The organism is Stenotrophomonas sp. YJH_SMC_135 (genome assembly GCF_059372355.1).
Map to the genome: position 1 here is coordinate 39,592 of NZ_JCAFVN010000002.1, position 25,679 is coordinate 65,270.

The 25,679-nt window shown below is 64.3% G+C and carries 15 protein-coding genes, 1 tRNA gene and 1 pseudogene; 15 read left to right on the top strand and 2 right to left on the bottom strand.

Annotated features, from left to right (window positions below; all coding sequences use genetic code 11):
- The first annotated feature begins 319 nt into the window (after nucleotides 1-319).
- From AC5P98_RS06700 to AC5P98_RS06740, 9 genes and pseudogenes are all read left to right on the top strand, one after another.
- A complete protein-coding gene (locus AC5P98_RS06700; RefSeq protein ID WP_262085516.1) occupies nucleotides 320-3,679 on the top strand; it encodes a TIM-barrel domain-containing protein in 3,360 nt (1,119 codons plus the stop codon).
- 133 nt (nucleotides 3,680-3,812) lie between these two features.
- Nucleotides 3,813-6,788 carry a TonB-dependent receptor gene (locus AC5P98_RS06705; protein ID WP_049405396.1) on the top strand — a complete coding sequence of 992 codons (2,976 nt, stop codon included), beginning with the start codon at nucleotides 3,813-3,815 and terminating at the stop codon, nucleotides 6,786-6,788.
- A 65-nt stretch (nucleotides 6,789-6,853) separates the two neighbouring features.
- Complete coding sequence (locus tag AC5P98_RS06710) at nucleotides 6,854-8,209, top strand: Gfo/Idh/MocA family protein (RefSeq protein WP_169411271.1); 1,356 nt, start codon at nucleotides 6,854-6,856, stop codon at nucleotides 8,207-8,209.
- 316 nt (nucleotides 8,210-8,525) lie between these two features.
- On the top strand, nucleotides 8,526-13,190 hold the full coding sequence (locus AC5P98_RS06715) for an RHS repeat-associated core domain-containing protein (protein WP_234413104.1): 4,665 nt from the start codon (nucleotides 8,526-8,528) through the stop codon (nucleotides 13,188-13,190).
- A gap of 507 nt (nucleotides 13,191-13,697) precedes the next feature.
- A pseudogene (locus tag AC5P98_RS06720) lies at nucleotides 13,698-14,822 on the top strand (RHS repeat-associated core domain-containing protein); the annotation flags it as partial.
- Nucleotides 14,819-15,274, top strand: a complete 456-nt coding sequence (locus AC5P98_RS06725) for an SEL1-like repeat protein (protein WP_049408874.1) — start codon at nucleotides 14,819-14,821, stop codon at nucleotides 15,272-15,274. The pseudogene AC5P98_RS06720 and the gene AC5P98_RS06725, both read left to right, overlap by 4 nt.
- Nucleotides 15,275-15,500: 226 nt before the next feature.
- Entirely contained in the window at nucleotides 15,501-15,998 is a 498-nt protein-coding gene (locus tag AC5P98_RS06730; RefSeq protein WP_495229918.1) for a hypothetical protein, read from the top strand.
- Nucleotides 15,999-16,954: 956 nt separating this feature from the next.
- Nucleotides 16,955-17,389, top strand: a complete 435-nt coding sequence (locus AC5P98_RS06735; protein WP_049408873.1) for a hypothetical protein — start codon at nucleotides 16,955-16,957, stop codon at nucleotides 17,387-17,389.
- Nucleotides 17,386-17,835, top strand: a complete 450-nt coding sequence (locus AC5P98_RS06740) for an adhesin (RefSeq protein WP_495229919.1) — start codon at nucleotides 17,386-17,388, stop codon at nucleotides 17,833-17,835. The genes AC5P98_RS06735 and AC5P98_RS06740 overlap by 4 nt, the downstream gene beginning before the upstream one ends.
- Before the next feature lie 82 nt (nucleotides 17,836-17,917).
- Here the strand turns inward: AC5P98_RS06740 and AC5P98_RS06745 are convergent.
- Nucleotides 17,918-17,994, bottom strand: a tRNA-Arg gene (locus tag AC5P98_RS06745).
- 149 nt (nucleotides 17,995-18,143) lie between these two features.
- Between AC5P98_RS06745 and ubiA the strand changes: the two genes are divergently transcribed.
- From ubiA to AC5P98_RS06760, 3 genes are all read left to right on the top strand, one after another.
- Nucleotides 18,144-19,037 carry a 4-hydroxybenzoate octaprenyltransferase gene (gene ubiA, locus AC5P98_RS06750; RefSeq protein WP_005411493.1) on the top strand — a complete coding sequence of 298 codons (894 nt, stop codon included), beginning with the start codon at nucleotides 18,144-18,146 and terminating at the stop codon, nucleotides 19,035-19,037.
- 188 nt (nucleotides 19,038-19,225) lie between these two features.
- Nucleotides 19,226-20,650 carry a short-chain fatty acid transporter gene (locus AC5P98_RS06755; RefSeq protein ID WP_014038818.1) on the top strand — a complete coding sequence of 475 codons (1,425 nt, stop codon included), beginning with the start codon at nucleotides 19,226-19,228 and terminating at the stop codon, nucleotides 20,648-20,650.
- 273 nt (nucleotides 20,651-20,923) lie between these two features.
- A complete protein-coding gene (locus AC5P98_RS06760; protein ID WP_005414774.1) occupies nucleotides 20,924-21,088 on the top strand; it encodes a hypothetical protein in 165 nt (54 codons plus the stop codon).
- Nucleotides 21,089-21,142: 54 nt separating this feature from the next.
- On the opposite strand, the gene AC5P98_RS06765 is transcribed toward AC5P98_RS06760, so the two are convergent.
- Nucleotides 21,143-21,769: a YiiX/YebB-like N1pC/P60 family cysteine hydrolase gene (locus AC5P98_RS06765; protein WP_049408871.1), complete on the bottom strand. Its 627-nt coding sequence runs from the start codon at nucleotides 21,767-21,769 to the stop codon at nucleotides 21,143-21,145.
- A gap of 82 nt (nucleotides 21,770-21,851) precedes the next feature.
- On the opposite strand from AC5P98_RS06765, the gene AC5P98_RS06770 reads away from it, so the two are divergent.
- The 3 genes from AC5P98_RS06770 to AC5P98_RS06780 all read left to right on the top strand — a co-directional run bounded on the left by AC5P98_RS06770 (nucleotide 21,852) and on the right by AC5P98_RS06780 (nucleotide 25,679).
- Nucleotides 21,852-22,364 carry a hypothetical protein gene (locus AC5P98_RS06770; RefSeq protein WP_032958753.1) on the top strand — a complete coding sequence of 171 codons (513 nt, stop codon included), beginning with the start codon at nucleotides 21,852-21,854 and terminating at the stop codon, nucleotides 22,362-22,364.
- Between the two features lie 73 nt (nucleotides 22,365-22,437).
- Complete coding sequence (locus tag AC5P98_RS06775; RefSeq protein WP_495229920.1) at nucleotides 22,438-24,276, top strand: M3 family metallopeptidase; 1,839 nt, start codon at nucleotides 22,438-22,440, stop codon at nucleotides 24,274-24,276.
- 2 nt (nucleotides 24,277-24,278) lie between these two features.
- The gene (locus tag AC5P98_RS06780; RefSeq protein ID WP_049408869.1) at nucleotides 24,279-25,679 is read left to right on the top strand and encodes a TPM domain-containing protein; all 1,401 of its coding nucleotides are present in this window, start codon (nucleotides 24,279-24,281) and stop codon (nucleotides 25,677-25,679) included.

The following is a 25,679-nucleotide window of genomic DNA, read 5'->3' on the forward strand; positions in this document are numbered from 1 at the left end:
GAGGTTCCAGTTGGGCCAGCGCACCATCTGCGTTTTCTTTCGAAATGTCAAACATCGAAAGTAAAAAGAAAGAAAAAAGGTGGGTGGCTTTGCCTTGCGCGCGATGCCGGGAAAAACGAAAGGACCGACTGAATGCCGTATCGCACAATGCTTAACAGGCACCTGCAAGCGTTTACACAAAGTATTGCGGCGCAGCAACTTTCGTTTCAATGGAATATATCTTCCTTTTTCCTTTCAATTTGTTGACATCTTTCGAATCGCTGCCCTAGAGTCGGCCCAACCGCTTTCGAAACGCCCGGTGAACGGGTTGGGAGTCCGCGTGGAAAACTGCGTTCGTCGCTCGCCGCTGAGGCTGGCCCTGGTGCCGGCCTTGATGCTGGCGTCCATGACGGCCCGCGCCGAGCCGGTCGGCAACCTGCGTACGGTCAGCGCCAGCGCCAGCCGCGACGGCGTGCAGGGCTGGGACCTGCAGACCGACAAGGGCGCGCGCATCCGCATTGAACTGCCGGCGACCGACATCATCCGCGTGCAGGCCGGCCGCAACGGCACGTTGACCGGCGCCGGCGACAAGGCCGCACCGATCGTGCTGCCGCAGCCCAAGGCGAGCGTGCAGGCACAGCTGGAAGAAGACGCACAGGAAATCCGCGTGCGTACCGAGGCACTGGTACTTCATGTACAGCGGCAGCCGCTGCGCCTGCGCCTGGAACGGCTGGACAACGGCCAGCCCACCGCGCTGTGGCAGGAACTGCAACCGCTGGACCTGGATGCCACGCAGAGCGTGCAGGTGCTGTCCTCGCAGGCCGATGAGGGCTACTTCGGTGGTGGCCAGCAGAACGGCCGTTACCAGTTCAAGGGCCGCGAGCTGGAGGTGTCCTATTCCGGTGGCTGGGAAGAAGGTGATCGGCCGAGCCCGGCGCCGATGCTGCTGAGCAGCCGTGGCTGGGGCATGCTGCGCAATACATGGAGCGATGGCAGCTACGACCTGCGCCAGAGCGACCAGGCCACGCTGCTGCATCGCGAAGACCGCTTCGATGCGTACTACTTCGTGGGCGCCGACCTGCCCAAGCTGATCGAACGCTACACCCAGCTGACCGGCCGCCCCAACATGGTCGCGCGCTGGGCGCTGTCCTACGGCGATGCCGATTGCTACAACGACGGCGACAACAGCAGGAAGCCCGGCACCGTGCCCGAAGGCTGGAGCGACGGCCCGACCGGCACCACGCCCGATGTGATCGACAGCGTGGCCAAGCAGTACCGCGCCCACGACATGCCCGGTGGCTGGATCCTGCCCAACGATGGCTACGGCTGCGGCTACAAGCAGCTGCCGGAAACGGTGAAGGGGCTGGCCGGCTACGGCTTCCGCACCGGCCTGTGGACCGAGAACGGCGTCGACAAGATCGCGTGGGAAGTGGGCAAGGCCGGCAGCCGCGTGCAGAAGCTGGACGTGGCCTGGACCGGCAAGGGCTACCAGTTCGCGATGGACGCCAACCGCCAGGCATTCAACGGCATCCTCGACAATTCCGATTCGCGCCCGTTCCTGTGGACGGTGATGGGCTGGGCCGGCATCCAGCGCTACGCGGTGGCATGGACCGGCGACCAGAGCAGCAGCTGGGATTACATCCGCTGGCACGTGCCGACCCTGGTCGGTTCGGGCCTGTCCGGCATGGCCTACGCCAGCGGCGATGTGGATGCGATCTTCGGCGGAAGCGCCGAGACCTTCACCCGCGACCTGCAGTGGAAGGCGTTCACGCCGGTGCTGATGGGCATGAGCGGCTGGTCGTCGAACGCGCGCAAGCACCCGTGGTGGTACGACGAGCCCTACCGCAGCATCAACCGCGACTACCTGAAGTTGAAGATGCGCCTGACGCCATACATGTATGGGCTGGTGCACGAGGCCGCGCAGACCGGTGCACCGCCGGTGCGTGGCCTGATGTGGGACAACCCGCGCGACCCGCATGCGCAGGATGAAACCTACAAGTACCAGTTCCTGCTCGGCCGCGACCTGCTGGTGGCGCCGGTGCACCGCAGCCAGGCCGCCAGCCGTGGCTGGCGCCGCGACATCCACCTGCCGGCCGGCGGCTGGATCGACTACTGGGATGGCCGTCGCGTGCAGGCCGCCGCCGATGGCCGCCAGCTCGACCGCCAGGTGGACCTGGCCACGCTGCCGGTGTTCGTGCGTGCCGGTGCGATCCTGCCGATGTACCCGTCGATGCTGTTCGATGGCGAAAAACCGCTCGATGAAGTGACCTTCGACCTGTACCCGCAGGGCGACTCGCAGTACACGTTGTACGAAGACGATGGCAACACGCGCCGCTATCAGCAGGGCGAGTCGAGCACGCAGGTAATCCGCGTGCAGGCGCCGGCGCAGGGCAGTGGCCCGGTGCAGGTGCAGATCGACGCCGTGCAGGGCCAGTACAACGGCCAGCTGGCGCAGCGCCGCTACGGCCTGCGCGTACTCAGCCGGCAGGCACCACGTGCGGTGCAGGCCGGTGGCCGCGCGCTGCCGGCGCTGGCCGATGCTGCCGCCTTCAACAGCGCCAACGAGGGCTGGTACTTCGATGCCAAGGACCGCCGCGGCACCGTGCATGTGCGTACCGCCACCCAGGACATCCGCCAGCCACTGCAGCTGCAGCTGGACTTCGCAGTCGCTGCCGCAGCCGCCGATGATGCCTATCCGGCCGCGCCGGTGCTGGGCCGCGAACTGCCGGCCGACAGCCTGCTGGTGGTCAACCGCCCGGCCGAAGAGCCTGGCCATGCGTTGGAGAACGCCTTCGACGACGATCCGGCCACCTGGTTCCGCAGCGTGCGCAACCAGGCCGTGCGCACCGGCGCCCACGAGTGGGTGATCGGCTTCGGCGAGCGGAAGATGATCGATGGCATCGACATCGCGCCACGCAATGACAAGAACTGGAAGCACGGGCAGGTACGTGACTATGAGGTCTACCTGGGCGACAGCAACGGTGAGTGGGGCGAGCCGATCGCCCGCGGCCGCCTGCAGTTGAAGGAAGGCGTGCAGCGCATCGACTTCCCGGCCCACGCCGGCCGCCTGCTGCGCTTCCGCGTGATGAGCGTGCAGAACCCCGAAGGCGACGGCGCCAGCAGCACCGACCCGATGGTCACCGCCGCACAGGGCAGCGCCCGCGCGTTCGATGCACTGCAGCCGCGCGATGTCGGCCCGATCGCCCTGTCCACCTTCCACATTCTTGAACACCAGGAACCGGAGCGACCGGCCCGGCAGCGCTATCTCTCCGAGTTGCCGGTGCCGGCCGCGCTGGCCAGCCAGGTGCGCACCGACCAGTCCTTCCGTGGCGACGCCGGAATGCGCATGAACGGCCTGCAGTTCCGCCGTGGCCTGGGCGTCGGCGCCAGCAGCCGCATCGACCTGCGCCTGCAGGGCGGCTGGCACCTGCTGCGCGCCGACCTCGGCATCGACGACGCCTGCCGCAGCGCCGGCGGCCTGCAGTTCCAGGTCTGGGGTGACAACCGCCTGCTGTACGACAGCGGCCTGGTCAAGGCGCCCGGCGTGGTCAAGCCGGAGCTGGACATCCGTGGCCTTTCCACCCTGAGCCTGCGCACGCTGGGTGCGCAGGGCAGCCAACCCGCCCAGGTCTGCGCCAACTGGGCCAACGCCGTACTGATCGGCCAGGAGGGCGACTCCGCCAGCATCGTCGCCCCATGACCCCTACGTAACACCGCTCCTCCCCCCGCCCAATCCGACTACGGCCCTCATGGCCGTGGCCCGGGAGCGTTTTGCCCGCCGAACGCCCACGCGCTCACTTTTTGCGCCGCACCCCTGCCAGGAGAGAACCCCGATGTTGCCCGCCCGCCACCACCGCCCCCCCTGTCGCTCGATCGCTCCGCTGACGCTGGCCATCGCCGGCGTGCTGCTGTCGGTCGCCGTTCCCGCCTTCGCCCAAGAGAGCAAGGACAAGGCCACCGACCTGGCCCGCATCGAGGTCACCGGTTCCAACATCCGCCGCACCGACGTTGAAACCGCCTCGCCGGTGCAGGTGATCAGCAAGCAGGACATCCAGAACATGGGTGCGCGCACGCTGCTGCAGGTGCTCGACAACCTGCCGGCCGCCCGCCCGGCGCAGCAGGACGCGCGCTCGCTGTTCACCGGTTCCGACGGTGCCTCGCAGGCCAATCTGCGTGGCCTCGGTGCCCAGGGCACGCTGGTGCTGCTGAACGGTCGCCGCCTGTCGTACTACGGTGCACCGGCCGGGTTCCAGACCCAGTTCGTCAACATCGATGCGATTCCGGCCGCGGCCATCGAGCGCATGGAAGTGCTGACCGACGGTGCCTCGGCGGTGTACGGCACCGACGCGGTGGCCGGCGTGATCAACGTGATCACCAAGCGCAACTTCCAGGGTGCCGAGGTCAGCTTCACCAACGACACCTCCTCGCGCATCGACTCCTACGGCGAACGCCAGGCCAGCATCACCGCCGGCTTCGGCGACCTGGCCGAGAACCGCTTCAACATCTACGGCGCGGTGAACATGTACCGCCGCGACGCGATCCCGCTGAGCGATTTCTACGACAAGCGGCCCGACCAGTACTACGTCAACAATCCGAACTACCTCAACAACCTGCGCCTGGGCGTGGGCAGCAAGCCGGGTGAATTCAATCCGGGCACCTACTTCGCCTTCGATCCGGTCACCGGCCGCCGCGTGCAGGAAGCTGCGCCGGGCTGCAGGAACGTGCTGACCAGTGAAGCGGCCGGCCCGCGTTGCGTCTGGGAAACCTGGATGAACAACGAGATCGATGCCGGCGCCAAGTCCGAGCGCAACACCGCCTACCTCAACGGCACCTTCCTGGTCGGTGACAACACCGAGATCTTCGCCGAGGCGACCTATACCGACATCGACCTGCGCGCCAACGGCGGCACGCCGCGCACCTATGGCACCACCACCGGCAACCCGACCAGCTGGTTCTCGCGCAATACCGGCAACACCGTCAACCAGTTCCTGTACCCGTTCCTGGGCCCGAACAACGAGTACAACCACGCCAGCCCGCAGTTGAGGGCCATGATGGGCGGCGTGGTCGGCCTGAACTACCTGCTGCAGGATGCCGGCCCGAACTACTTCGGCCAGCGCAATACCGACAAGAGCTACCGCGTGCTGGCCGGTGCGCGTGGCAACCGGGGCGACTGGAACTGGGAAACCGCATTCGCCAGCGCGGGTACCCACTCCACCACCTACCAGACGATCAACGTCAACACCAAGGGCTTCGAGAAGGCCTTCGGCCCATACACGATCGATCCGGGCACCGGTCGGGTGATCATCTCCGACCACCCGGCTTACAAGTTCGGCGAGATCAGCGAAGCCAACGCCGCGTTGATCCGTGAAGCGTTCCCGACCTTCGACATCCAGTCGTGGACCCGCCTGCATACCCTGGACGGCAAGATCGAAGGACCGCTGTTCCAGCTGCCGGCCGGCGAGATGCGCGCCGCGTTCGGTTTCAACGCCAGCCGTGAGACCTTCTACACCCCGGGCAACGCCGATGCGGCCAATGGCCTGATCACCCAGCAGGGCGGCTCGTGGTTCGACGGCAAGCGCAACACCTACGCGCTGTTCGCCGAGACCGTGGCGCCGATCACCGACAAGCTGGAACTGGATGCGGCGGTGCGCGTGGACAAGTACCCGAACTTCAGCGCCAACATCGCGCCGAAGATCGGCTTCAAGTACCAGGCGTTCGATCAGCTGATGCTGCGCGGCACCTATTCCACCGGCTTCCGCGCACCGAGCCTGGCCGAGTCCGGCAACGGCGGCGTGTTCGCCCAGCTCGGTGGCTTCCGTGACGAACTGCGCTGCGGCGAGACCAACGCCATCGCCAACCTGCTGCTGAAGTCGCAGCGGCCGGGTGACGTCGACCTCGGCAAGACCCTGCTGAACGTCGACTGCAGCCGCACCGTGGCGCGCATGACCCAGCCGAACAAGGACCTGAAGCCGGAGAAGGCGAAGATCGCCACCCTCGGCTTCGTCTACGAGCCGGCCAGCTGGCTGTCGGTGTCGGCCGACTACTGGTTCATCTACCGCAACAATGAAATCGTCGCGCCGGACTATCGCCGCATGGAAGACATCATCTCGATGTCGCGCTCGCCGATCACCGACAGCGACCGTGCCAACCTGGCCCAGCTGGCGGCAATGTGCGCCGATCCGGCCAGCGGCGTGAGCTGCCCGGCCACTCTGCCGGGCTACTCCGCCGGCAACGTGGCCAGCGTGGTCGGCCAGTACAAGAACCGCGGCAAGACCCTGATCGACGGCTTCGACATCGATGCGCGCAGCCGCTTCTCGCTGGGCGACTGGGGCAACCTGAACATCGGCCTGGCCGCCACCATCGCCAACCGCAACCGCTTCTACATGGACGCGGAGAACGGCTGGTACTACGGCGACGTTGTGGGTTATTACAACAATCCGCGCCTGCGCGCCACGCTCAATGCCGACTGGACCTACAAGCAGGTGACCACCAGCATGTTCGTCAATTACGTGGGCGGCACCAAGTGGGCCACCGACCAGATCGACGAAGAGAGCAACAACAGGGAAACCTGCACCGGCGGCTACCTGGCCCTGCAGAAGAGCAAGTGCGATGGTGCACCGTCGTGGTGGACCGCCAACATGAGCGTCACCTGGCGCCCGGACGATGCGTGGAACCTGAGCTTCACCGTCAAGAACCTGTTCAACCGCCTGCCGTTCTACGATCCGAACAGCTTCCTGGGTGACTCCAGTGACTACGCAACCATCTTCGGTCGTGGTTACAGTGTGACCATCGGCTACCGGTTCAAGTAATTCCGTTTGCGTGACCTGGCGTGCCGGCTGCGGCCGGCACGCTGCCAAGAGGAGAGATGTTTGCCATGAAGCGTAGGGAATTCATCGCGGCCAGTGCCGCTGTTGCCGCCAGCAGCCTGCTGCCGCAGACCCCCGCCTGGGCACGCGGACGCAAGGTGCGCCTGGCCATGATCGGCACCGGCATGCGCGGGCTGGTGCTGCTGAAGGAGCTGGTGCGTCGCGACGACGTCGAAGTGGTTGCCCTGTGCGACATCGAGCCGATCATGCTGGGCCGTGCCACAGAGATGGTGGCGAAGGCCGGCAAGCCCGCGCCGAAGACCTATGGCCAGGACCGCGACACCAACGCATGGAAGCGCCTGCTGGAACAGAAGGGCATCGATGGCGTGATCATCGCCACGCCGTGGGAATACCACGCACCGATGTCGATAGCCGCGATGCAGGCCGGCGTGGCCGTCGGCTGCGAAGTGGTGGCCGGCATCACCCTGCAGGACCACTGGGACGTGCTGAAGACCCAGCTGAGCACCGGCACCCCGTACATGCTGCTGGAGAACGTCTGCTACCGTCGCGACGTGATGGCGGCGTTGCAGATGGTGCGCCAGGGGCTGTTCGGCGAACTGGTGCATCTGCAGGCCGGCTACCAGCACGACCTGCGCGGCGTGAAGTTCAATTCCGGCGATCCCAACCAGCCCTACGACAGCGGCGTGGAGTTCGGTCCCAAGGGCTGGAGCGAAGCACGCTGGCGCACCGAGCATTCGGTGGAGCGCAACGGCGAGCTGTATCCCAGCCACGGCATCGGCCCGTGCGCGATGTACACCGGCATCAACCGTGGCAACCGCTTCACCCACATCAACGCCTTCGCGACCAAGGCGCGTGGCCTGCACGAATACACCGTGGCCAAGAGTGGCGGCACCACCCACCCCAGCACCAAGGTGAAGTTCAAGCTCGGCGACATCGTGACCACCACGCTGGCCTGCGAGAACGGCGAGACCATCCTGCTGCAGCACGACACCTCGCTGCCGCGCCCGTACTCGATGGGCTTCCGCGTGCAGGGCACCAAGGGCCTGTGGATGGACGTCAACCATTCGATCCACATCGAAGGCCGCAGCCCGCCGCACCAGTGGGAGGAGTTCAAGAAGTACCAGGATGAGTACGAACACCCGCTGTGGAAGCAGAATGCCGACACCGCCGCCAGCGCCGGCCACGGTGGCATGGACTGGTTCGTCATCCATGCATTTGTTGAAGCGCTGAAGGCCAAGGCACCGATGCCGATCGACATCTACGACGCGGTGACCTGGAGTGCGATTACCCCGTTGAGCGAGCAGTCGATCGCCAACGGCTTCCAGACGCTGGAGTTCCCGGACTTTACTGCTGGTGCGTGGAAGACGCGCAAGCCGATCTTCGCGTTCGACGGTAAGTATTGAGGTTTACACCCTTCCACGCTGTGACGGAGACGCCGGGCACTGCCCGGTGTTTCCGTTTCTGGAGGCATTCGCCTTGTAGAGCCGAGCCCACGCTCGGCTGCTTGTTCGGTCGGCCGCTCGCTTTATCAGAAAACTCTGAAATCCGACCCGCTCCACACTTTCTGACTTGAATGTTTAAACCACATCGGAGATAACGTTCACCGTGCGGTCAGGCCGCATTCCGGACCAGGGACGATCCGAAGCATGACGTGGCGAGGCATTAGCCCCACGTTCTCGTTCCTGCCGGTGCTGCGTTCGTCCAGGAAGGAGAACAGGGATGTTGGAACGACTGAAGACCATTTCGTGTGCCGCACTGGCGATGATCGCGCTAGGGAGCTTGGCTCCTTGGGCTGCGCAGGCGCAGGAGGTGCAGAAGAAGTGGGAGAGCTACCTGTCGATGGGCCAGCCGCGAGCCACCGAAGCGGCGGTGCAGAAGGACATCAAGTCGCTCTTTTCCCAGTACGAAAAGGACAAACCCTTCGATTGGCATGTCAAACGCCAACGCGTCCTTGGAAAGAAGGTCATCTACGATTACCGGGTGAGACCCGAGAAGATCGTTGCTACCGACTGGGTCTACATCCACTCAGGGCAGGAGTACTCATCCGAAGATCAGATTCGTAGCGTGATCCTCGCTACCCGCGTCAGCGACCCGCAGTGCCCGGCGACTTCACTCACGGAGGATCCTTGGGTGGAGCTCCTTGGACTTGGCAGGGGCGACGACGGTAGCGTGACCAACGAGGAGAAGGATTTCCATTACACCTTGAACTTCTATCATCAGAGCACTCAAGAATGCTCGTCGATAGTGGGGTGGGAGCATGTGCGCCGGGCCAGAACGGCGCTTTGTCCGAATCGACCATCCCTGACGTGGAATGAGGCCCTGCAGATGTGCTCACTGGTCCAGCAGGACGAGCCGCACATGTCGCCCATGCTCTCCTACACAAGCGCGCCGCTGCCGCCGCAGCAGTGTCCTGTTGGTAACCCGTGTGATCCGACCACTGGCGATAAATCCCAGCCTGAGCCGGATTTCAACCTTGGATGGGTGAGCTTCCAACGCCACTATCACTCCCTGACGAGCACGGCGGGCGGCGCGTTGGGTACGGGCTGGACCCATTCCCACAATCTGCGGCTTACCACAGGCGTAGACGATTCCACCTTCCCTCCCAGCTCCGCACTGAAAGTTGGGCTGATCGGCGCCGATGGCGGGCAGACCGCATTCCAGAAAGTGGGGGCAAGCTACGAAGCCATGGACGGAAGCGGCGATCGCGCGGTCCAGCAGGGCACCAACTGGCAACTTTCACGTGCCGGAGAGCGCATTTATTTTGATGCTGATGGCTTGATGCAGCGCCGTGATTTCGAAGACGGTACTTCGCTGACCTATGCACACGACAGCCGCGGCCGCCTGCTCAGCATCACCCATTCAACCGGTCGGCGCGTGGATGTCCAGTACCTCGCGCCGGGCGACGATTCACTGATCTCGGCCCTGGTGATCGCCGGCCAGCCTGTGGTGAGCTACGCCTATTCTCCGGCCGGGGAACTGATCACCGCGACCTATGCCGACGGTGCCAGCCGTACGTATCACTATGAGGACACCCGCTTCCCGGGCTACCTGACCGGCGTGACCGCCGAAGACAACCAGCGCTACAGCTGGTACGGCTATGACACGCAAGGGCGAGTCACCTGCAGCCGCCATTCCGGCGATTGCAGCCAAGCCAACGTGGGCATTGATGGCGTGCGCCTGGAGTACACCCCGGCAGGCACCACCATCGTCACCGACGCACTGGGCAAGCAGAGTACGTACGCATTGACTGCCAGCGGCACCAGTGGCCTTCCGCGCAAGGTCAATGGCATCACCGAAAGCAACGGCAGCATCACTCGCGCCTATCTGCCCGAGGGCACCGATTTCCGGCGTCGGCTGCAGTCGGTGACCGATCGCCGTGGCGTTGTTACCAACTACGCCTATGCGGAGGCCAGCGACGCTGCCGCAGGTGCTGTCAGTGTGACCACCACCACCGAAGCGGCCGGTACTCCGGATCAGCGCGTCAGCGAAACGCGCGTGGCCATGGACAGCAATCGGCTGGTGCAGCAGGCCATCGGTAACCGTGAGGTGCGCATCGCACGCAATGCGCGCCTCCAGCCAACCACCGTCACCGTGCGCGACAGGGTGACCGGTGATACCCGCATCACCACGCAGACCTACTGTGAGGCCGAAGGGCCGGAGTGCCCGCTGGTGGGACTGCTGCGTAGCGTGGATGGCCCACGCAGTGATGTGGCGGATGTGTCCACCTATGCCTACTACACTGCGGACGACGCGGGATGCGCGGCCAATGGTGCTTGCAGTTATCGCAAGGGTGACCTGCGCAGTGTGACCAATGCGCTGGGCCAGACGGTCGAGACCTTGGCCTACGACGCACTCGGGCGGCCGTTGTCGGCGAAGGATGCCAATGGCGTGATCACCGCCTACACCTACCATGCCCGTGGCTGGCCGACCTCGGTCACCGTGCGCGGTGCCACCACAGCCGAGGACCGGGTGACCCAGATCAGCTACTGGCCGACCGGCCAGGTGCAGCAGGTCACCGAGCCGGACGGCAGCAGTGTCACCTATGTCTATGACGCCGCCCAGCGCTTGACCGATATTGCGGACAACAGCGGCAACACCATTCACTATGCGCTGGACAACGCCGGCAACCGGCTCAAGGAGGACACGCTGGACACTGGCGGCACCCTGCGCCGGACCCTGGCACGGACCTTCAACACGCTTGGCCAGCTGACCGCATTGAAGGACGCAGGCAATCACGCCACCGGCTTCGCCTACGATGCCAACGGCAACCCGCAGACCGTGACCGACGCCCTGCAGCGCGTGACCAGCCAGCAGTACGACCCGCTCAACCGACTGGCCCAGTCCCTGCAGGATGTGGGTGGCGTCGCGGCGGAGATCCGCAGTCAGTACAACGCGCTGGACCAGGTCACCCAGGTCACTGACCCGAAGGGCCTGCATACCACCTATGCCTACAACGGTTTCGGTGACCTGACCGGCCAGGTCAGCCCGGACAGTGGCGCCAGCAGCTTCACCGTGGATGCGGCAGGCAATCGCAAGACGGCCACCGATGCGCGCGCCGTCACCGCTACCTATCACTACGATGCACTCAACCGCCTGATCGGCATTGCCTACCCGGACCCCAATCTGGACGTGGGCTACAGCTATGACGTGGCGCCAGCGGTCTGTGCCGCCGACGAACGCTTTGCCAAGGGACGCCTGGGGCAGGTGCTGCATGCCAATGGCAGCACCCAGTACTGCCACGACCGCTTCGGCCAGGTCACCCGCAAGGTGCAGACCGTCAATGGTGTCGCCAGCACGCTGCGCTATGCCTACAGCAAGTCGGGTCGCCTGGCCGCGCTGACCTACCCGGATGGCAGCGTGGCTGACTACGTGCGTGATGCCCAGGGCCGCATCAGCCAGATCGGCCTGACCCGGCCTGGCCAGGCGCGCCAGATCGTGGTGAACAACGTGACCTATGCGGCCTTCGGCCCGGCGACCGGCTGGACCTACGGCAACGGCCGCCAGCTGCAGCGTCCGCTGGATCTGGATTACCGCCCGCACGCGGTGCATGACCCGGCCGCCGGTGGCCTGTCGCTGGGCTATGGCTATGATCCGGTCGGCTCGATCACCGAGCTGAAGAACGGCACAGGCTCGACGGTGCTGGCCAAGTACGCCTACGACACGCTGGGCCGCCTGACCCAGACCCAGGACGGTACGACCGGCACGCCGATCGAAACCTATGCCTACGACACCACGGGTAATCGCACTTCGCTGACCACTTCGGCGGGCACTGCCAGCTACACCTATCCCGCAACCAGCCATCGCCTGACTGCGGTGGATGGCGAAGCACGCAACCATGACGCAGCGGGCAACACCACCAGCATCGGCAGCAAGACGTTCATCTACAACGATGCCAACCGCATGAACGCGGTGAAGCAGGGCAATGCCGTACTGGAAAGCTACGGTTACAACCATCGCGGTGAACGCGTACTGCGTACCCCGGCCGGTGGCGCAGCGCAGATCACCCTGTATGACGAGGCGGGGCAGTGGCTGGGCAACTACTCGGCCACGGGCCAGGCGCAGCAGCAGGCGATCTGGCTGGACAACTACCCGGTGGCGCTGATCAGCGTGCCGGGTACCGGTGTGCCAGAGCTGGCCTATGTGCAGCCGGATCATCTGGGCACGCCGCGCGTGGTGATCGACCCGGTGCGCGATGTCGCGATCTGGGAGTGGAGCAACAAGAGCGAGGTGTTCGGCAACCAGATTCCGAGCGCTGATCCGGATGGAGATGGTGTGGCGTTCGAGCTGGCGCTGCGCTTCCCGGGGCAGCAGGCGACGGATGCGAGTGGGTTGTTCTACAACTACCAGCGGGAATACGACCCGGCGGTGGGGCGGTATTCGCAGAGTGATCCGATTGGGTTGACGGGAGGGATTGGTACGTACCTGTATGCTTCCGGGAAGCCTCTTTCGAAGGTCGATGAAAAGGGGCTGGTCGACGTCTGGGTATGGATGCCGCTCCCCTATGAGGGAGGGCTGCCGAGCTATGGAAAGCTGCATTCCTCTTTCGGGCACATATCGACAACTTCAAATGGTGTCGATTACTCATTTGGCCCTGCGGGCAACTCAATAAGTACAAACTACGTTTCATCTCAGCTTAATTTGCGCACTGGAATTAAGCATACAATAGAACTTACACCGCAGCAGGAGTCAAAACTATCGGCATGTCTCGCGAGGCCGCAGGGGGAGTACAGTGCAATAAATAATAACTGCGGGACGCCGTTGCAGAACTGCATGCGGGAGATTGGTAAGGAGCTTCAGCCTGTGAACATGATTCTTCCGGAATCAATAAACCACCTACTTTGGTGGATGTCTGATGACTCAACCATTCATCGCGGGAAAAGATGATGAAATTCATTCTTGGCATTTTTTTTATCTGCTCAGTCTTCACTGCCACCTCCTGCGAACACAAGGGCAGGGAAGTTGTGCCGGAGGGAGTGATCGAAGTCTATGATTCGGCAGAGGGAGGGGCCGTAATTGGTACAAGTACTACTCCGGTTCCGGTTGTTGGATATGTTTATCCGGACAAGACTCGTTACGTGCTGAAGGTTTGCCATCTGGGTCACATAGGATATGTGCGGGATGGAATACGAGAGCTAAGGGCAACAGTGAACCGGAGGCCATCCTGCCCTGAAACCGCGCGGAGCGCGGACTAGAATTAACAAACGAGGCGAAACTGAGATCATCAAGCTGGAGACTGTGGCGAAACAGGAGCTGCCACTGCGTGAATCACCTAGTTGGATATGGGCCAGGGCGTACCCTAGCCAGGTTGGGAAGACACAGTGATGGCAGGGCACGTCGGTGCGGTGACGCCTGCTGAGGAATGCACAGGGCCTCGGCGGCCCCGCCATTTAAACCTATCCCGCGACCAGCCATCGCCTGACTGCGGTGGATGGCGAGGCGCGCACCCATGACGCAGCGGGCAACACCACCGGCATCGGCAGCAAGACCTTCACCTACAACGATGCCAACCGCATGAATGCGGTGAAGCAGGGTAACGCCACACTGGAGAGCTACGGTTACAACCACCGCGGCGAGCGCGTGCTGCGCACCCCGGCTGGTGGCGATGCGCAGGTCACGATCTATGACGAAGCCGGGCAATGGGTTGGCAACTACTCGGCGACCGGGCAGGCGCAGCAGCAGGCCATCTGGCTGGACAACTACCCGGGGGCGCTGATTAACGCGCCAGGCGCTGGAGTGCCGGAGCTGGCCTACGTGCAGCCGGATCGTCTGGGTACGCCGCGCGTGGTGATTGATCCGGTGCGTGATGTGGCGATCTGGGAGTGGACCAACAAGAGCGAGGTGTTCGGTAACCAGATTGCGAGTGCCAATCCGGACGGCGATGGTGTGGCATTCGAGCTGGCACTGCGCCTCCCGGGGCAGCAGGCGACGGATGCGAGTGGGTTGTTCTACAACTACCAGCGCGAGTACGACCCGGCGGTGGGGCGGTATTCGCAGAGTGATCCGATTGGGTTGATGGGGGGGATCTCGACCTATGGGTACGCTAGCGCTTCCCCGGCAAGGCGGGTCGACCCACACGGGCTCACCGACCTAAACTATATTCCACCCCACGACAATCCTGATTCTTATCTGGGCAATAAAATGATTCCGTCGCCCCCGGATATGCTTACCATTAGCATTCACCACAACGGAAATAACTTCATAGGGCCGGATGGTAGAAGCATGTCTGTTGAATCGCTGGCGCAGTCAATTCGACGCGATGCAGATCTTTCAAAGTATCTGTATATCAGGCTCTATTCCTGTCGAACAGGTAAGTCGGTAAATGGTGGGCCGATCCCAGCTCGGCAGCTATCTAAGGCGCTGAATATGACGATTCAGGCGCCTACCGAGTACACCTGGGCAAAGAACGATCCTTTGTATCCGGGTCAAGGAAACTATGGAAAAACACCTGAAGGGAAAAAAGACAAAAGCAATCCTGGAGAGTGGGTGAATTTCATGAAAGAGGGTGGGGTCAAATGAGCATGTTCAAGAAGACTGGTCTTCTCCTGTATCTGGTGGGTGCAGGGTATGTAAATGCGCAGGTGCCCCCTCAGCCGGAAAGGCCGGTGGTTGAGCTTGACGGCTCGATCGCGACGGATAGTGGCGCTGAGCTTGATGATAAGCAGCTACTTGCGTTGACTGGCCGCGCAGACGCGGGCGACGCTGAGGCAGCGTTTCGAATCTCACGCCACTTCGAGGGCAGAGGCACGGCTGGCAGCTCCCACATGTGGCTTGTCTATGCCGCAGCACTGGGGCACCCGATTGCACAGTACAACGTGTTCTTCATGTTGAAGGACAAGAAGGACTGCGCGTCATCAAGTGAGGCATACGCATGGCTCAAGAGTGCCGCGTTGAACGGGGTGAGAGCCGCGGACTCTGAACTTGAGCAAGCGGCCCGCATAGCAGCTCAACGATGCGGTAGTAAAAGATAGGGAGAGAGAGGTCACTTGCCGATTGAGGGCTAGCAACGTCCAGCTACCCACTAAGTCCCCAGGCTCACATAGTGCGCAGAGGATGGGCGTGGGCTTTCGGCTACCGGTCGTATGTCAATAGATGGGCATGTGCAGCAACTTCGGCACGAGGTACAGTTCCTGGATCGTTTTGCGGGACGGGTTGCAGATGGTAATTGACATTTGGCCGGCCCGTTCTGGGGCTCTCATGTCTATGCCGAAGGCTGCCATCTTGCGTGCAGCGGTGCTGCTCTTGCCAATGCTGGCGGGCTGCAGCATTCACCAGTCTCAACATACGGAATGGAAGTCGGACTGGGTAGATGTTTCGTCCGATGCGATTTTCCCTGGCAATTCAACGACTCTGCCGCTTGACCGCATTTCCACGCTTGATCCTGATAGTGAAGCAGCCATTGCGGAGTGGATGTTGGAGCATTCGCTGGCCGTGGTATCGGCATCAGAGGTTGAAGGGAAGATCGGTCCAATGACGTTGAGTGACCTGAAGCCAGCGCCCGGGGAGAGCGTCTACTTCGTCAGGGCCGCTTCGGATGAAAGTAGGGGCAAGTTCATCGGCTACGTCAACGACAAGGGACTTCTCATCATGTATGGGGTGATGGGGGGCTGCGGTGAGCAGAAGCAACGGGTGGTTGCCGTGAGCCTTCGGGAGAAGCCCGCCAACGTATTCGGTCGATGCTCGGCGGCGCTATAGTGCGCTGAAGCGCCGAGCTCCGCCTACTGCCTGGCGGATGACGCCAGGTGTGCGACCAATGGCGCGCTCGGCAACCGCAAGGGAGATCGGCGCAGCGCGACCAATGCGTTCGAGCAGATCGTTCTGGGGAGGTAATGGAAAACAGTCAAAGGAAATCGGGGTTGCTCAAGAGTTCTCTCGATGCCAAAGGCTTCTTCCTGCGCGCTTTGTCTGTCGCGTCCGTCTGTGTGCTCGCCCTGAGCGCATGCGAGAATGACCGCTTAGGGGAGCTGCAGCTGAAACCCATCTACGCGGAACTGAGTAGTGCGTATTACGGTGGGATGTGCGAGGGTGCAGCCGGTCCAGACGCCAGTATCGAGAAGGTTCGTGCGGTGCGCATTGGTACGATCGCTGGTGATTGCGCAGAGCTCTATTTGGACGGAGTAGATAGGAAGGGTGAGCCCGTGATCTATGGAGCGAAAACTGGGGATCGGCCTGAATGTGCTGGATTGATACGGAAGCTCGAAGTCGGACGGGCAAGCGCGGCAGTTCTCGGCAGGGCGCGGGAAATATGCAGATAGTGATTTTCAGATATTCTCCGTATGACCTCCACTGTTGGGGGGCGCAGATGCCCGCTGTGGGCCGGCAGTCGCAATCTTCTTCTCAGTGCCAGCCTGGCCTTAAGAAACTCGAATTCGGCGTCTGGTATGAAGATGAATTTGGATACCTTGGAAAAGGTCTCATCAATACTGTTCGACGCGCTCCGCTCCAGGGGCTTGCAAGAGAACTGGCCGCACTGTTCAGGAGGTATCGGATTCCACTGGCCCAGCTGCGAACGCTGGAGGCAGGCAGGTACTCTCGAGCGCTGCGCGATGCGTTGCGCGAGTAGGGCGCCAAGCGGGATGCAAGGTGCATGAGCTCCCGCGCTCCTCCACCAAAGAACGCGATCGGCCTGCACGCCCTCGGAGAGGTACAAGATGAAAGCCAGGCAGATTCTTCGGTACGGGCTGGCCTACGCGGTGTCGTGTGGAGCACTCTGGCTGTTCCTGCACTTTGTGGGCAGGGCGCTTTACGCCTTCGACTCACATCAGGTTTTCTTCTGGCTGTATGCCGTCAGCCTTCTGTTGCTGGGAATTGGCGCACGGGTTCCCGCCGCTGGCCGCCTGACGATCAGGCGGCTTGCCAAGGGGGCTGGCTTGGGGCTGCTCGCGGGCCTTCTGGCCCAGGTCGTGGTGCTTGTACTGGAAGCCTATAGATTCAGCGGATTCAGCCCATCGCTGCTCTGGCAGGTACCGGTTTCGCTGACGGTGATGAGCGTCGTGCTGCTCACGCCGCTCTGGGGCGCAGTGCTGGTTGCCCTCACTGCCGCTTGCCGCCGCGACAACAACCCACATCAGGCCTCGAACCCATGAAGCGCCTGACTGCCTTTTGCCTCGTGGTTGCACTGACATCCTGTGCGGCGCATCCGAACCGCACCACGAAGTGTCCGCCGGCCCATCTCACCTACGTCGGCACCGAGAGAGTCGACGGACTGACCTACGGGCGCTTCCAGATCACCCACAATGCTGATCAGCCGCTTCAGCTGTGGGTGGATGAGAGACGCAGGTTGAACTCAAGGACCGCTCGCGCAGAGATGAGGCGAACCGGCGGAGATGCCTGGCGGCCTTACAACGTGATCCTTGAGGAAATCACGCCGGGAGCGATCGGGCTGTCGATCGGGCAGGGTGAACAGCAGAGCGTTTTGTTCGATGGTGATGGCCTGTTCCTGCCCGGCGCATCCAGCGCGGGCGCGAATTACTCCATCGTGGTACAGGACGCTGCCGATTGCGAACATCGCTCGGCAACGTTCATTCCCTGACATTCCTGGCGGCGAGCCGGATTCCTTGCGACTTCGCAGCATCGCCCGGTTGGGACGCTGCGTACAGGCAATGAAGGAAAAATGGCGCGCCCGGAGGGATTCGAACCCCCGACCAATGGCTTCGGAAGCCACTACTCTATCCGGCTGAGCTACGGGCGCGTTGTAGAACCGCCGCGCCGTCGGCCAGTGCCGGGGCGGGCATCGCAGCGCCATGAAGCGGTGCGGGACCGGCATTCTATCCAGTTTCGCCGAACAAATCTCCCCCCACCGGCAAAGCCCTGCCGGAGGGGCAGGAGTATCCTATCGCCATGGCTGATACCCCCCTCACTTCGCCGCAGTCGCCGGCGACGCCGCGTTGGCGGCATTACTGGAGTCTGATGCGCGCTGATCGCCCGATCGGCACGCTGCTGCTGCTGTGGCCCACCTGGTGGGCGTTGTGGCTGGCCGCGGGCGGCCTGCCGCCGCTGTGGACGCTGTTCGTGTTCACCGCCGGCGTGTGGCTGACCCGCTCGGCCGGTTGCGTCATCAACGACTACGCCGACCGCTGGCTCGACCCGCATGTGGAGCGGACCAAGGCGCGCCCGCTGGCCACCGGTGCGATCAGCGGCCGCGCCGCGCTGGCGCTGTTCGCCGTACTGATGCTGGTGGCGTTCGGCCTGGTGCTGACCCTGAACGGGCTGACCATCGGCCTGAGCTTCATCGGCGTGTTCCTGGCTGCCAGCTATCCGTACCTGAAGCGCTACACCCATCTGCCGCAGGTCTACCTGGGCATGTCGTTCGGCTGGGGCATCCCGATGGCGTTCGCCGCCGTGCAGGGCGAGGTGCCGATGCTGGGCTGGCTGCTGTATGCCGGCAACATCCTGTGGTCCACCGCCTACGACACCTGGTACGCCATGGTCGACCGCGAGGACGACCTGAAGATGGGCTCGCACTCCACCGCGATCCTGTTCGGTGATCTCGACCTGGTCATCCAGGGCGTGCTGTACGCACTGTTCCTGGCCACGATGGCGCTGGTCGGCGTGCGTGGCGGGCTGGGCGGGTACTACCTGGCCGGCGTGGCCGTGGCCACCGCGCTGGTGGTGTACGAGTTCTGGATCTGCCGCAACCGCGAACGCGGCCCGTGCTTCAAGGCGTTCCTGCACAACAACTGGGTGGGTGCCGCGCTGTTTGCCGGCATCGCCGTGGACCTGGCGCTGCGTTGATTGCCCGGGGTCGGATCCCTTTTCCTGTGGGAAAGGGCTCTGACCCTTCTGCCGCGCCGATACCCGGCTCGGGGTCAGAGCCCTCTCCTGTGGAGAGGGATCCGACCCCGCCGCCTACGACCAATAGGTGGCTGACAGCCCGCACCCCACCGCCCAGAATCGGGCCATCGAACCTGGGAGGGTGAATGATGGCCTCTACGGCAGCAGTACAGGACGGCTGGATGGCGCGCGCAGCGCTGCGTTCGGCCGCCTGGGCGGAAAAGTGGTTCCCCGATGCGTATGTGTTCGCGGTGCTGGGCGTGGTCATCGTCGCGCTGGCCGCGATGGGCTTCGGCTCGACCCCGCAGGCCACCGCGAGCGCCTTCGGTGACGGCTTCTGGAGCCTGATTCCCTTCACCATGCAGATGGCCTTCGTGGTCATCGGTGGCTACGCCGTGGCGACGGCGCCGGTGGTCGCACGCTTCATCGATTTCCTCGCCCGGGTGCCGCGTACCGGCCGCGGTGCGGTGGTGTACGTGGGCCTGGTCAGCATGCTCGCCTCGCTGCTCAGTTGGGGGTTCTCGCTGGTGTTCGGTGGCCTGCTGGTGCGTGCGCTGGCCCGTCGTACCGAACTGCGCATGGACTACCGCGCCGCCGGTGCTTCGGCGTACCTCGGCCTGGGTGCGGTGTGGGCAATGGGGCTCAGTTCCTCGGCCGCACAGCTGCAGGCCAACCCGGCCAGCATGCCGCCGGGGCTGGTGGAGATCACCGGCGTGCTGCCGTTCACCGAAACCATCTTCCTGTGGCAGTCGATCGCGCTGACCTCGGTGCTGATCCTGGTCTCGCTGCTGATCGCCTGGCTGACGGCACCCGCGGCGGGTAGTGCGCGTACCGCCGAGGAGTTCCCCGGTGCTGCACAGGCCGAGCCGGAACCGCTGCAGCGACGCACGCGCCCGGGCGAATGGCTGGAATACAGCCCGCTGCTGACCGTGCTGCTCTCGCTGCTGGCGTTCGGCTGGCTGTTCAACGAGTTCGCCAACAAGCCGGTGATCACCGCCATCGCCAACCTCAATACCTACAACTTCCTGTTCATCTCGTTGGGCCTGCTGCTGCACTGGCGCCCGCGCAGCTTCCTCAACGCGGTGGCCAAGGCGGTGCCGAGTACCACCGGCGTGCTGATCCAGTTCCCGCTGTACGGCGGCATCGCGATGATCCTCACCCACGCCGCTGGCGGTGACGGGCAGACCCTGGCGCACCGGCTGTCGAGCCTGTTCGTGCACGTGGCCAGCACCGATTCGTTCGCGCTGGTGATGGGCGTCTATTCGGCCGTGCTGGGCTTCTTCGTGCCGTCCGGTGGCGGCAAGTGGATCATCGAGGCGCCGTACGTGATGCAGGCCGCCAACGAACTGAAGGCGCACCTGGGCTGGGCGGTGCAGGTCTACAACGCGGCCGAAGCCCTGCCCAACCTGATCAACCCGTTCTGGATGCTGCCGCTGCTGGGCGTGCTGGGCCTGAAGGCACGCGACATCGTGGGCTTCACCTTCATCCAGCTGCTGGTGCACATCCCGCTGGTGCTGGGCCTGCTGTGGCTGCTGGGCATGACCCTGGCGTATGTGCCACCGGTGATGCCATGAATGCAGAGCTGGCTTCCCTGCATGCGCCGGGAAACCAGCCTCGTTCAGCGCGTGTTTCCGGCTGCGAGCGCCATGAATACGAGCAACGCTGGGGATGGCATGAGGACATGCCGAACCCGCATGAATCCTTCAGCGGCTTGTGCCGCAAGGGCTTTCGCGCGTTCATTCACGCGCGTACACACAGGTGTAGCCGTCCGCCAACGCGCGATTAACTCTTCGCTGCAGACGATGGCCCCGTCCACCGCATTCCGCGCGTGGCTTTGGAGATCGGACATGGCACAGCAGAACCAGAACCCGAACCAGAAGCAGCAGGGCCAGCAGAACCAGCAGGATCAGCAGCAGGGCCGTGGCCGCGACCAGCAGCAGCAACAACAGCAGGAACAGCAGCAGCGCAACCAGCGCAATCAGCAGCAAGGTGGGCAGGACGAGGAAGAGTGACGTCGGTACCCACCCTGGGCAACCCCCGAAGCCCCGCCGCGCGCGGGGCTTCGCTTATTCCAGCACGCCGATGCGTTGCAGCACCGGCGCGGCCGACATGTCATTGGGATTGGTGCCGGGCTGATCCTGCGGCACCTCCATGCCCATGCCGCGGTACAGATCGACCCAGTGCTGGGCGATCTGCCCGGTCTGCGGATTGCGGAAGTTCATCGGCTGCAGCGCGAACACATGGTGCGCACGGAACGCACGCTCGATGAAGTCGGAACAGTAGTAGCTGTCCTCGTTCAACACATACGACGTGTTGTACGGCTTGCCCAGCATCATGCGCGCGGTGGCGACCGCATCCTTGATCGCCGCCTGCTGCGGTGCCCGCAGGCGATAGACCACGATCTGCCGCTGCTTGGCCCGGGCGTCCTGGCGGAACTCGACCAGCGATTGCCGACGCGATCCCTTCTCGTCCGCATGCAGTACCTCCCAGCCGTTTGGCGCCACAGCGACCAGGGCCACATGATCGAAGCTGGGCGCGCCCTGCTTGCCGGTGGCATCGTCGATGGCCGCACTGAGGCCGCTGCGGCCGGCGGTGACGAACAGCAGATCGCCTTCGTGGACATCGACGGCCATCGCCAGCGCTGGCCACAGGGCGGGCAACAGCAGGCCGATCATGAGCAGGAGGCGACGCATGGAGAGTCTCGGTCAGGCGGAATGCCGGAATTGTAGGGCGCGCGGTAGCATGGGACGACCCAACCGGATTCAGGATGAGCCCATGCGTCGAAACCGTTCCGCTGCCGTGCTGATGCTTGCCTGTGGCGTGGCCCTGGTTGCCTGCACGCCCGAGCCCCAGGTGACGCCCACGGAAGTGGCGCCTGCACATCCCGCGCCGTCGTCCACGGCGGCAGCGGTCCAGCCCGCACCGGTGCCTGCCAGCGGTGAATGCCCCTACTCGCAGTTCGATGCGTTCCTGAAGCACTTCGGCAACGAGATCGCGCTGCAGGAAAAAGCCACCGCCGATCCGCTGCTGGACAGCTACATCGATGCCGAGGCCGAGCCGGAACCGCGCAAGGTGGAAAGCCGCCTGGCGCTGGCCGATGTCGAGTGGCCGGTGATGCCCGATCCCGCCGCGTTGGCCGGGCAGGGCCGCGAGATGCAGGTCAGCACGCTGGCCGATGGGCAACGACAGGTACAGATCCGCACGCCGGACAGCAGCGACCAGCAGACCTACACCTTCGCGCAGTCGCCCTGCTGGACGCTGGTCAAGCGCGAGGATGAGTCGATCTGATGCCTGTCCCGGCACAGGCGCGGCCGGGCGGGGGCTGCTAGGCTCGGAGCCTGATCCAGGCAGGGAGACGCCGATGCAGGCTCGCAGGATGTGCACCATCACCGCCACCATGACTGTCATGCTGGCAATGGCACCCTTCACCGGCGTCCAGGCGCAGTCGCTGCCGGCCGACGATAGCGCCTACTTCGCCAGTGCGGCAGCCGAACAGGCCGCGCGCGGCGAGCTGGGCAAGCGTGTCGAGGCCCTGCAGCAGGCTTCCGCGCTTGCACCTGCGCAACGCTTCCATCAGGCCGAGGCACTGCAGGCGCAGTGCCTGCGTCATCACAGCTATCTGCATCTGCAGGCCGCACGCAATGCCCGTGACCATCGCCCGACGCAGGCGCTGGACCAGATGATGGGGCTGTGCAGCCGCATCGCCCACACCGGCCGCGCGGCGCTGCGCGAAGCGCCCGCAGACGCGGCGTGGGCCGCACCGTATGCCTTCCTGCGCGCGCGTGCGCTGAAGGACGCTGCAGCACCGGCCAGTACCGCACTGGATGAGGCCGTGGAGGCCCTGGCCGATCCGGCGCTGGACAGTTTCGCACGGCTGCGTGGGCAGATCCTGCGCAGTGCCGAGTACCCGCAGATCGAGCGTGATGGTCGGCACTGGGACACCGGGCACGACAAGCAGGCACTGGCCCAGCAGCAGGACCGCGCGTTGCGGGAAGCGGGCTGGAAGGGTTATTGGCAGGGCCTGCACTCGCGCCGCGAGCCGATGGCCTCGGTGCTGCTGGGCCTGGTGCAGGTGAACGATGCCGCCGCGCGCCTGCAGGGCGATGGTTCTGCACCGGCGCGGGGCTACCAGCGCATGGGCCTGGATGCATCGGCGGTGGATGCTACGCTGCAGGCGATCGAACGCCATGCACGGGACCGTCGCGCCTACCAGGACATGCTGCTGCGCCACGCCGCGCGTTCAGGCATCGATGCGCCGCAGCTCTGGGATACCACGTTGCCCGATGCCGGCTATATGCCGCCGGTACTGACGCTGGCGCAGCTGCGCGACAATGCCGCCGATGCCATGCAGCACCTGGGGCCGGCATACGTCAGTGAGCTGCGTGCGCTGCTCGATCCGGCCAACCGGCGCATGGATCTGGCCACCGAACGTGGTGACCGCAGCCAGGACGCGTTCTCGGTAAGCGCTCCCGGCGTGCCGGCAATGCTGTTCGTTGGCGTGCGCCGTGGTGATCTGGAAAGCGATGTCGAGATGGCCCATGAGGCCGGTCATGCCATGCACGGTGAGTGGATGCAGCGCGGCCATGCCTCGCCGCTGCAGCGCAATGGCAGCCAGTGGCTGACCGAGGCCTTCGCCATCTACAACGAACTGCGCTTCCGCGACCAGCTGTACCAGCAGGCAGAGGACCCGCGGGCCAAGGCCTATTACCTGAAGTCACTGCTGGACGATATGGTGCTGCAGCTGTTCACGTCTTCCGAAGAGGCGCAGCTGGAGCAGTCGATCTACGAGGGCGTGGCGGACAACACGCTGGGTACCGCCGATGACCTGGACGCGTTGACCGGCCGGGTGCTGGCGCGCTTCGGGCAGGACCCGGAGCGCTATCCGCAGCTGCGCAACGGCTGGATCGGCAAGCGCCTGATGTATGACGACCCCAACTATCTGGTGAACTACCTCTATGCAGGGCTGCTGGCCGTGCAGCTGTTCGTGCAGGATCAACGCGACCCGGCAGGGTTCCGTGAACGCTATCTCGCGGTGCTGGGCGAAGGCTTTGATCGTGCGCCGACCGAGCAGGTGGCGCAGTTGCTGGGGCACGCGCCCGACTGGCCGGCGCTGGTCGATGCCGATATGCAGGTGTTCAATCAGGCGGCCGCGCAGCTGCAGGCGCTGCATGCGCGGATCGAGGCAGGGCAGGGCACGTGAAGATGCTGCGCAGGACGACGTGCACCCGGGCCACGGCATGGCTGTTGATGCTGTTGTGCCTGTTGCCGATGGTGGTGATGGCCGGTGCTGCGGTCCCTGCGCTGGATGACCCGGTGGTGGACGCCGCCAACGCACTTTCGGCGGATACCCGCGACATACTGCGCACGCAGGCCTTCAAGTTGCAGGCACGCACCGGCGCGCAGCTGCAGGTGCTGGTGGTCGACCATGCTGGCGACGAGGGCATCGAGGCCTACGCACAGCGGGTGTTCGACCAGTGGCAGCTGGGCCGCGAAGGCGTTGACGATGGCGTGCTGCTGCTCGTGGCCGTGCAGGACCGCCGGGTACGCATCCAGACCGGTTACGGTCTGGAGGGCGCGATTCCAGATGCCTATGCCGCCCGCATCATCGACAAGGCGATCGTGCCGCGTTTCCGCGATGGCGACCTTGACCAGGGCCTGCTGGATGGAACGAAGGTCGTGGTCGCGCTGATCGATGGCGAGGACCTGCCGGCCTGGGAAGCGCCAGCGATGCGCAACGTGTTGCCGGCCGATTGGCGCAGCGCGGATTCCGTGGTTGCACTGACGCTGCTGGCCGGCTTCCTTGCGGGTCTGTGGCGCTCACCGCCCTCGGCGCCCGCGGCCAGGATGCCGGACGACCTCGCACGCAGGCACCGCGAGCGCCAGCGTGGAGCGCCACGCGAGGTCACCACGCCGCAGGCGCGCCCGAAGCGATTGCCGGCCTGGGGTCGCCCGCTGCTGGTGACGGCTGTGGTAGCCGCGGGTCTGCTGTCGGCGGCTATGTGGGCGCCACGCCAGGCATTGGCAGCGGTCTGCATCGTATTGGCGTTGTGCGTACCGGTGGCGAGCCTGCTTGGCTGGTGCTGGCGCCGCAGCCGAGGTGTGCGCGTGGTGCTGCTCGGCATGCTCGGGGTCAGTTCGGGGTTCTTGGTGGTGATGCTGCTGCGTGGCCAGTTGCCGCCCAGTCTGGCCCTGCACACGTTGCTGGACCTGGCGGCAGGCATCGTAGCCATGCTGCTGTTCTTCCTCGTGCAGGCGTGCCGCGCGCGCTGGCACAAGGACCGCAGCAGCTTCGGGGTGAGGTTCGCAGTGCTCTTGCTGCTGACCGCTGGCTACGTGCTCTTCGCACTGCTGGCCATTGATCGCGCCGACCCGGTGGCACGCCTTGCCGCGACGATCGGGTGGAGTGCCGGCACGGTCGTGCTGTACTTCGCCTGGATTTTCACCATGCTGCCCGGTGAGAAGGCACGCGGCAGCCGCAGATCATCCGTCGGCCACCGCAGTGCGTCCAGCACCCCGTCGTCAAGTTCGTCTGCGAGCAGCTCCAGCAGCTGGTCCGGAGGCGGCGGCCGCAGCGGCGGAGGTGGTGCGTCGGGCAGCTGGTAG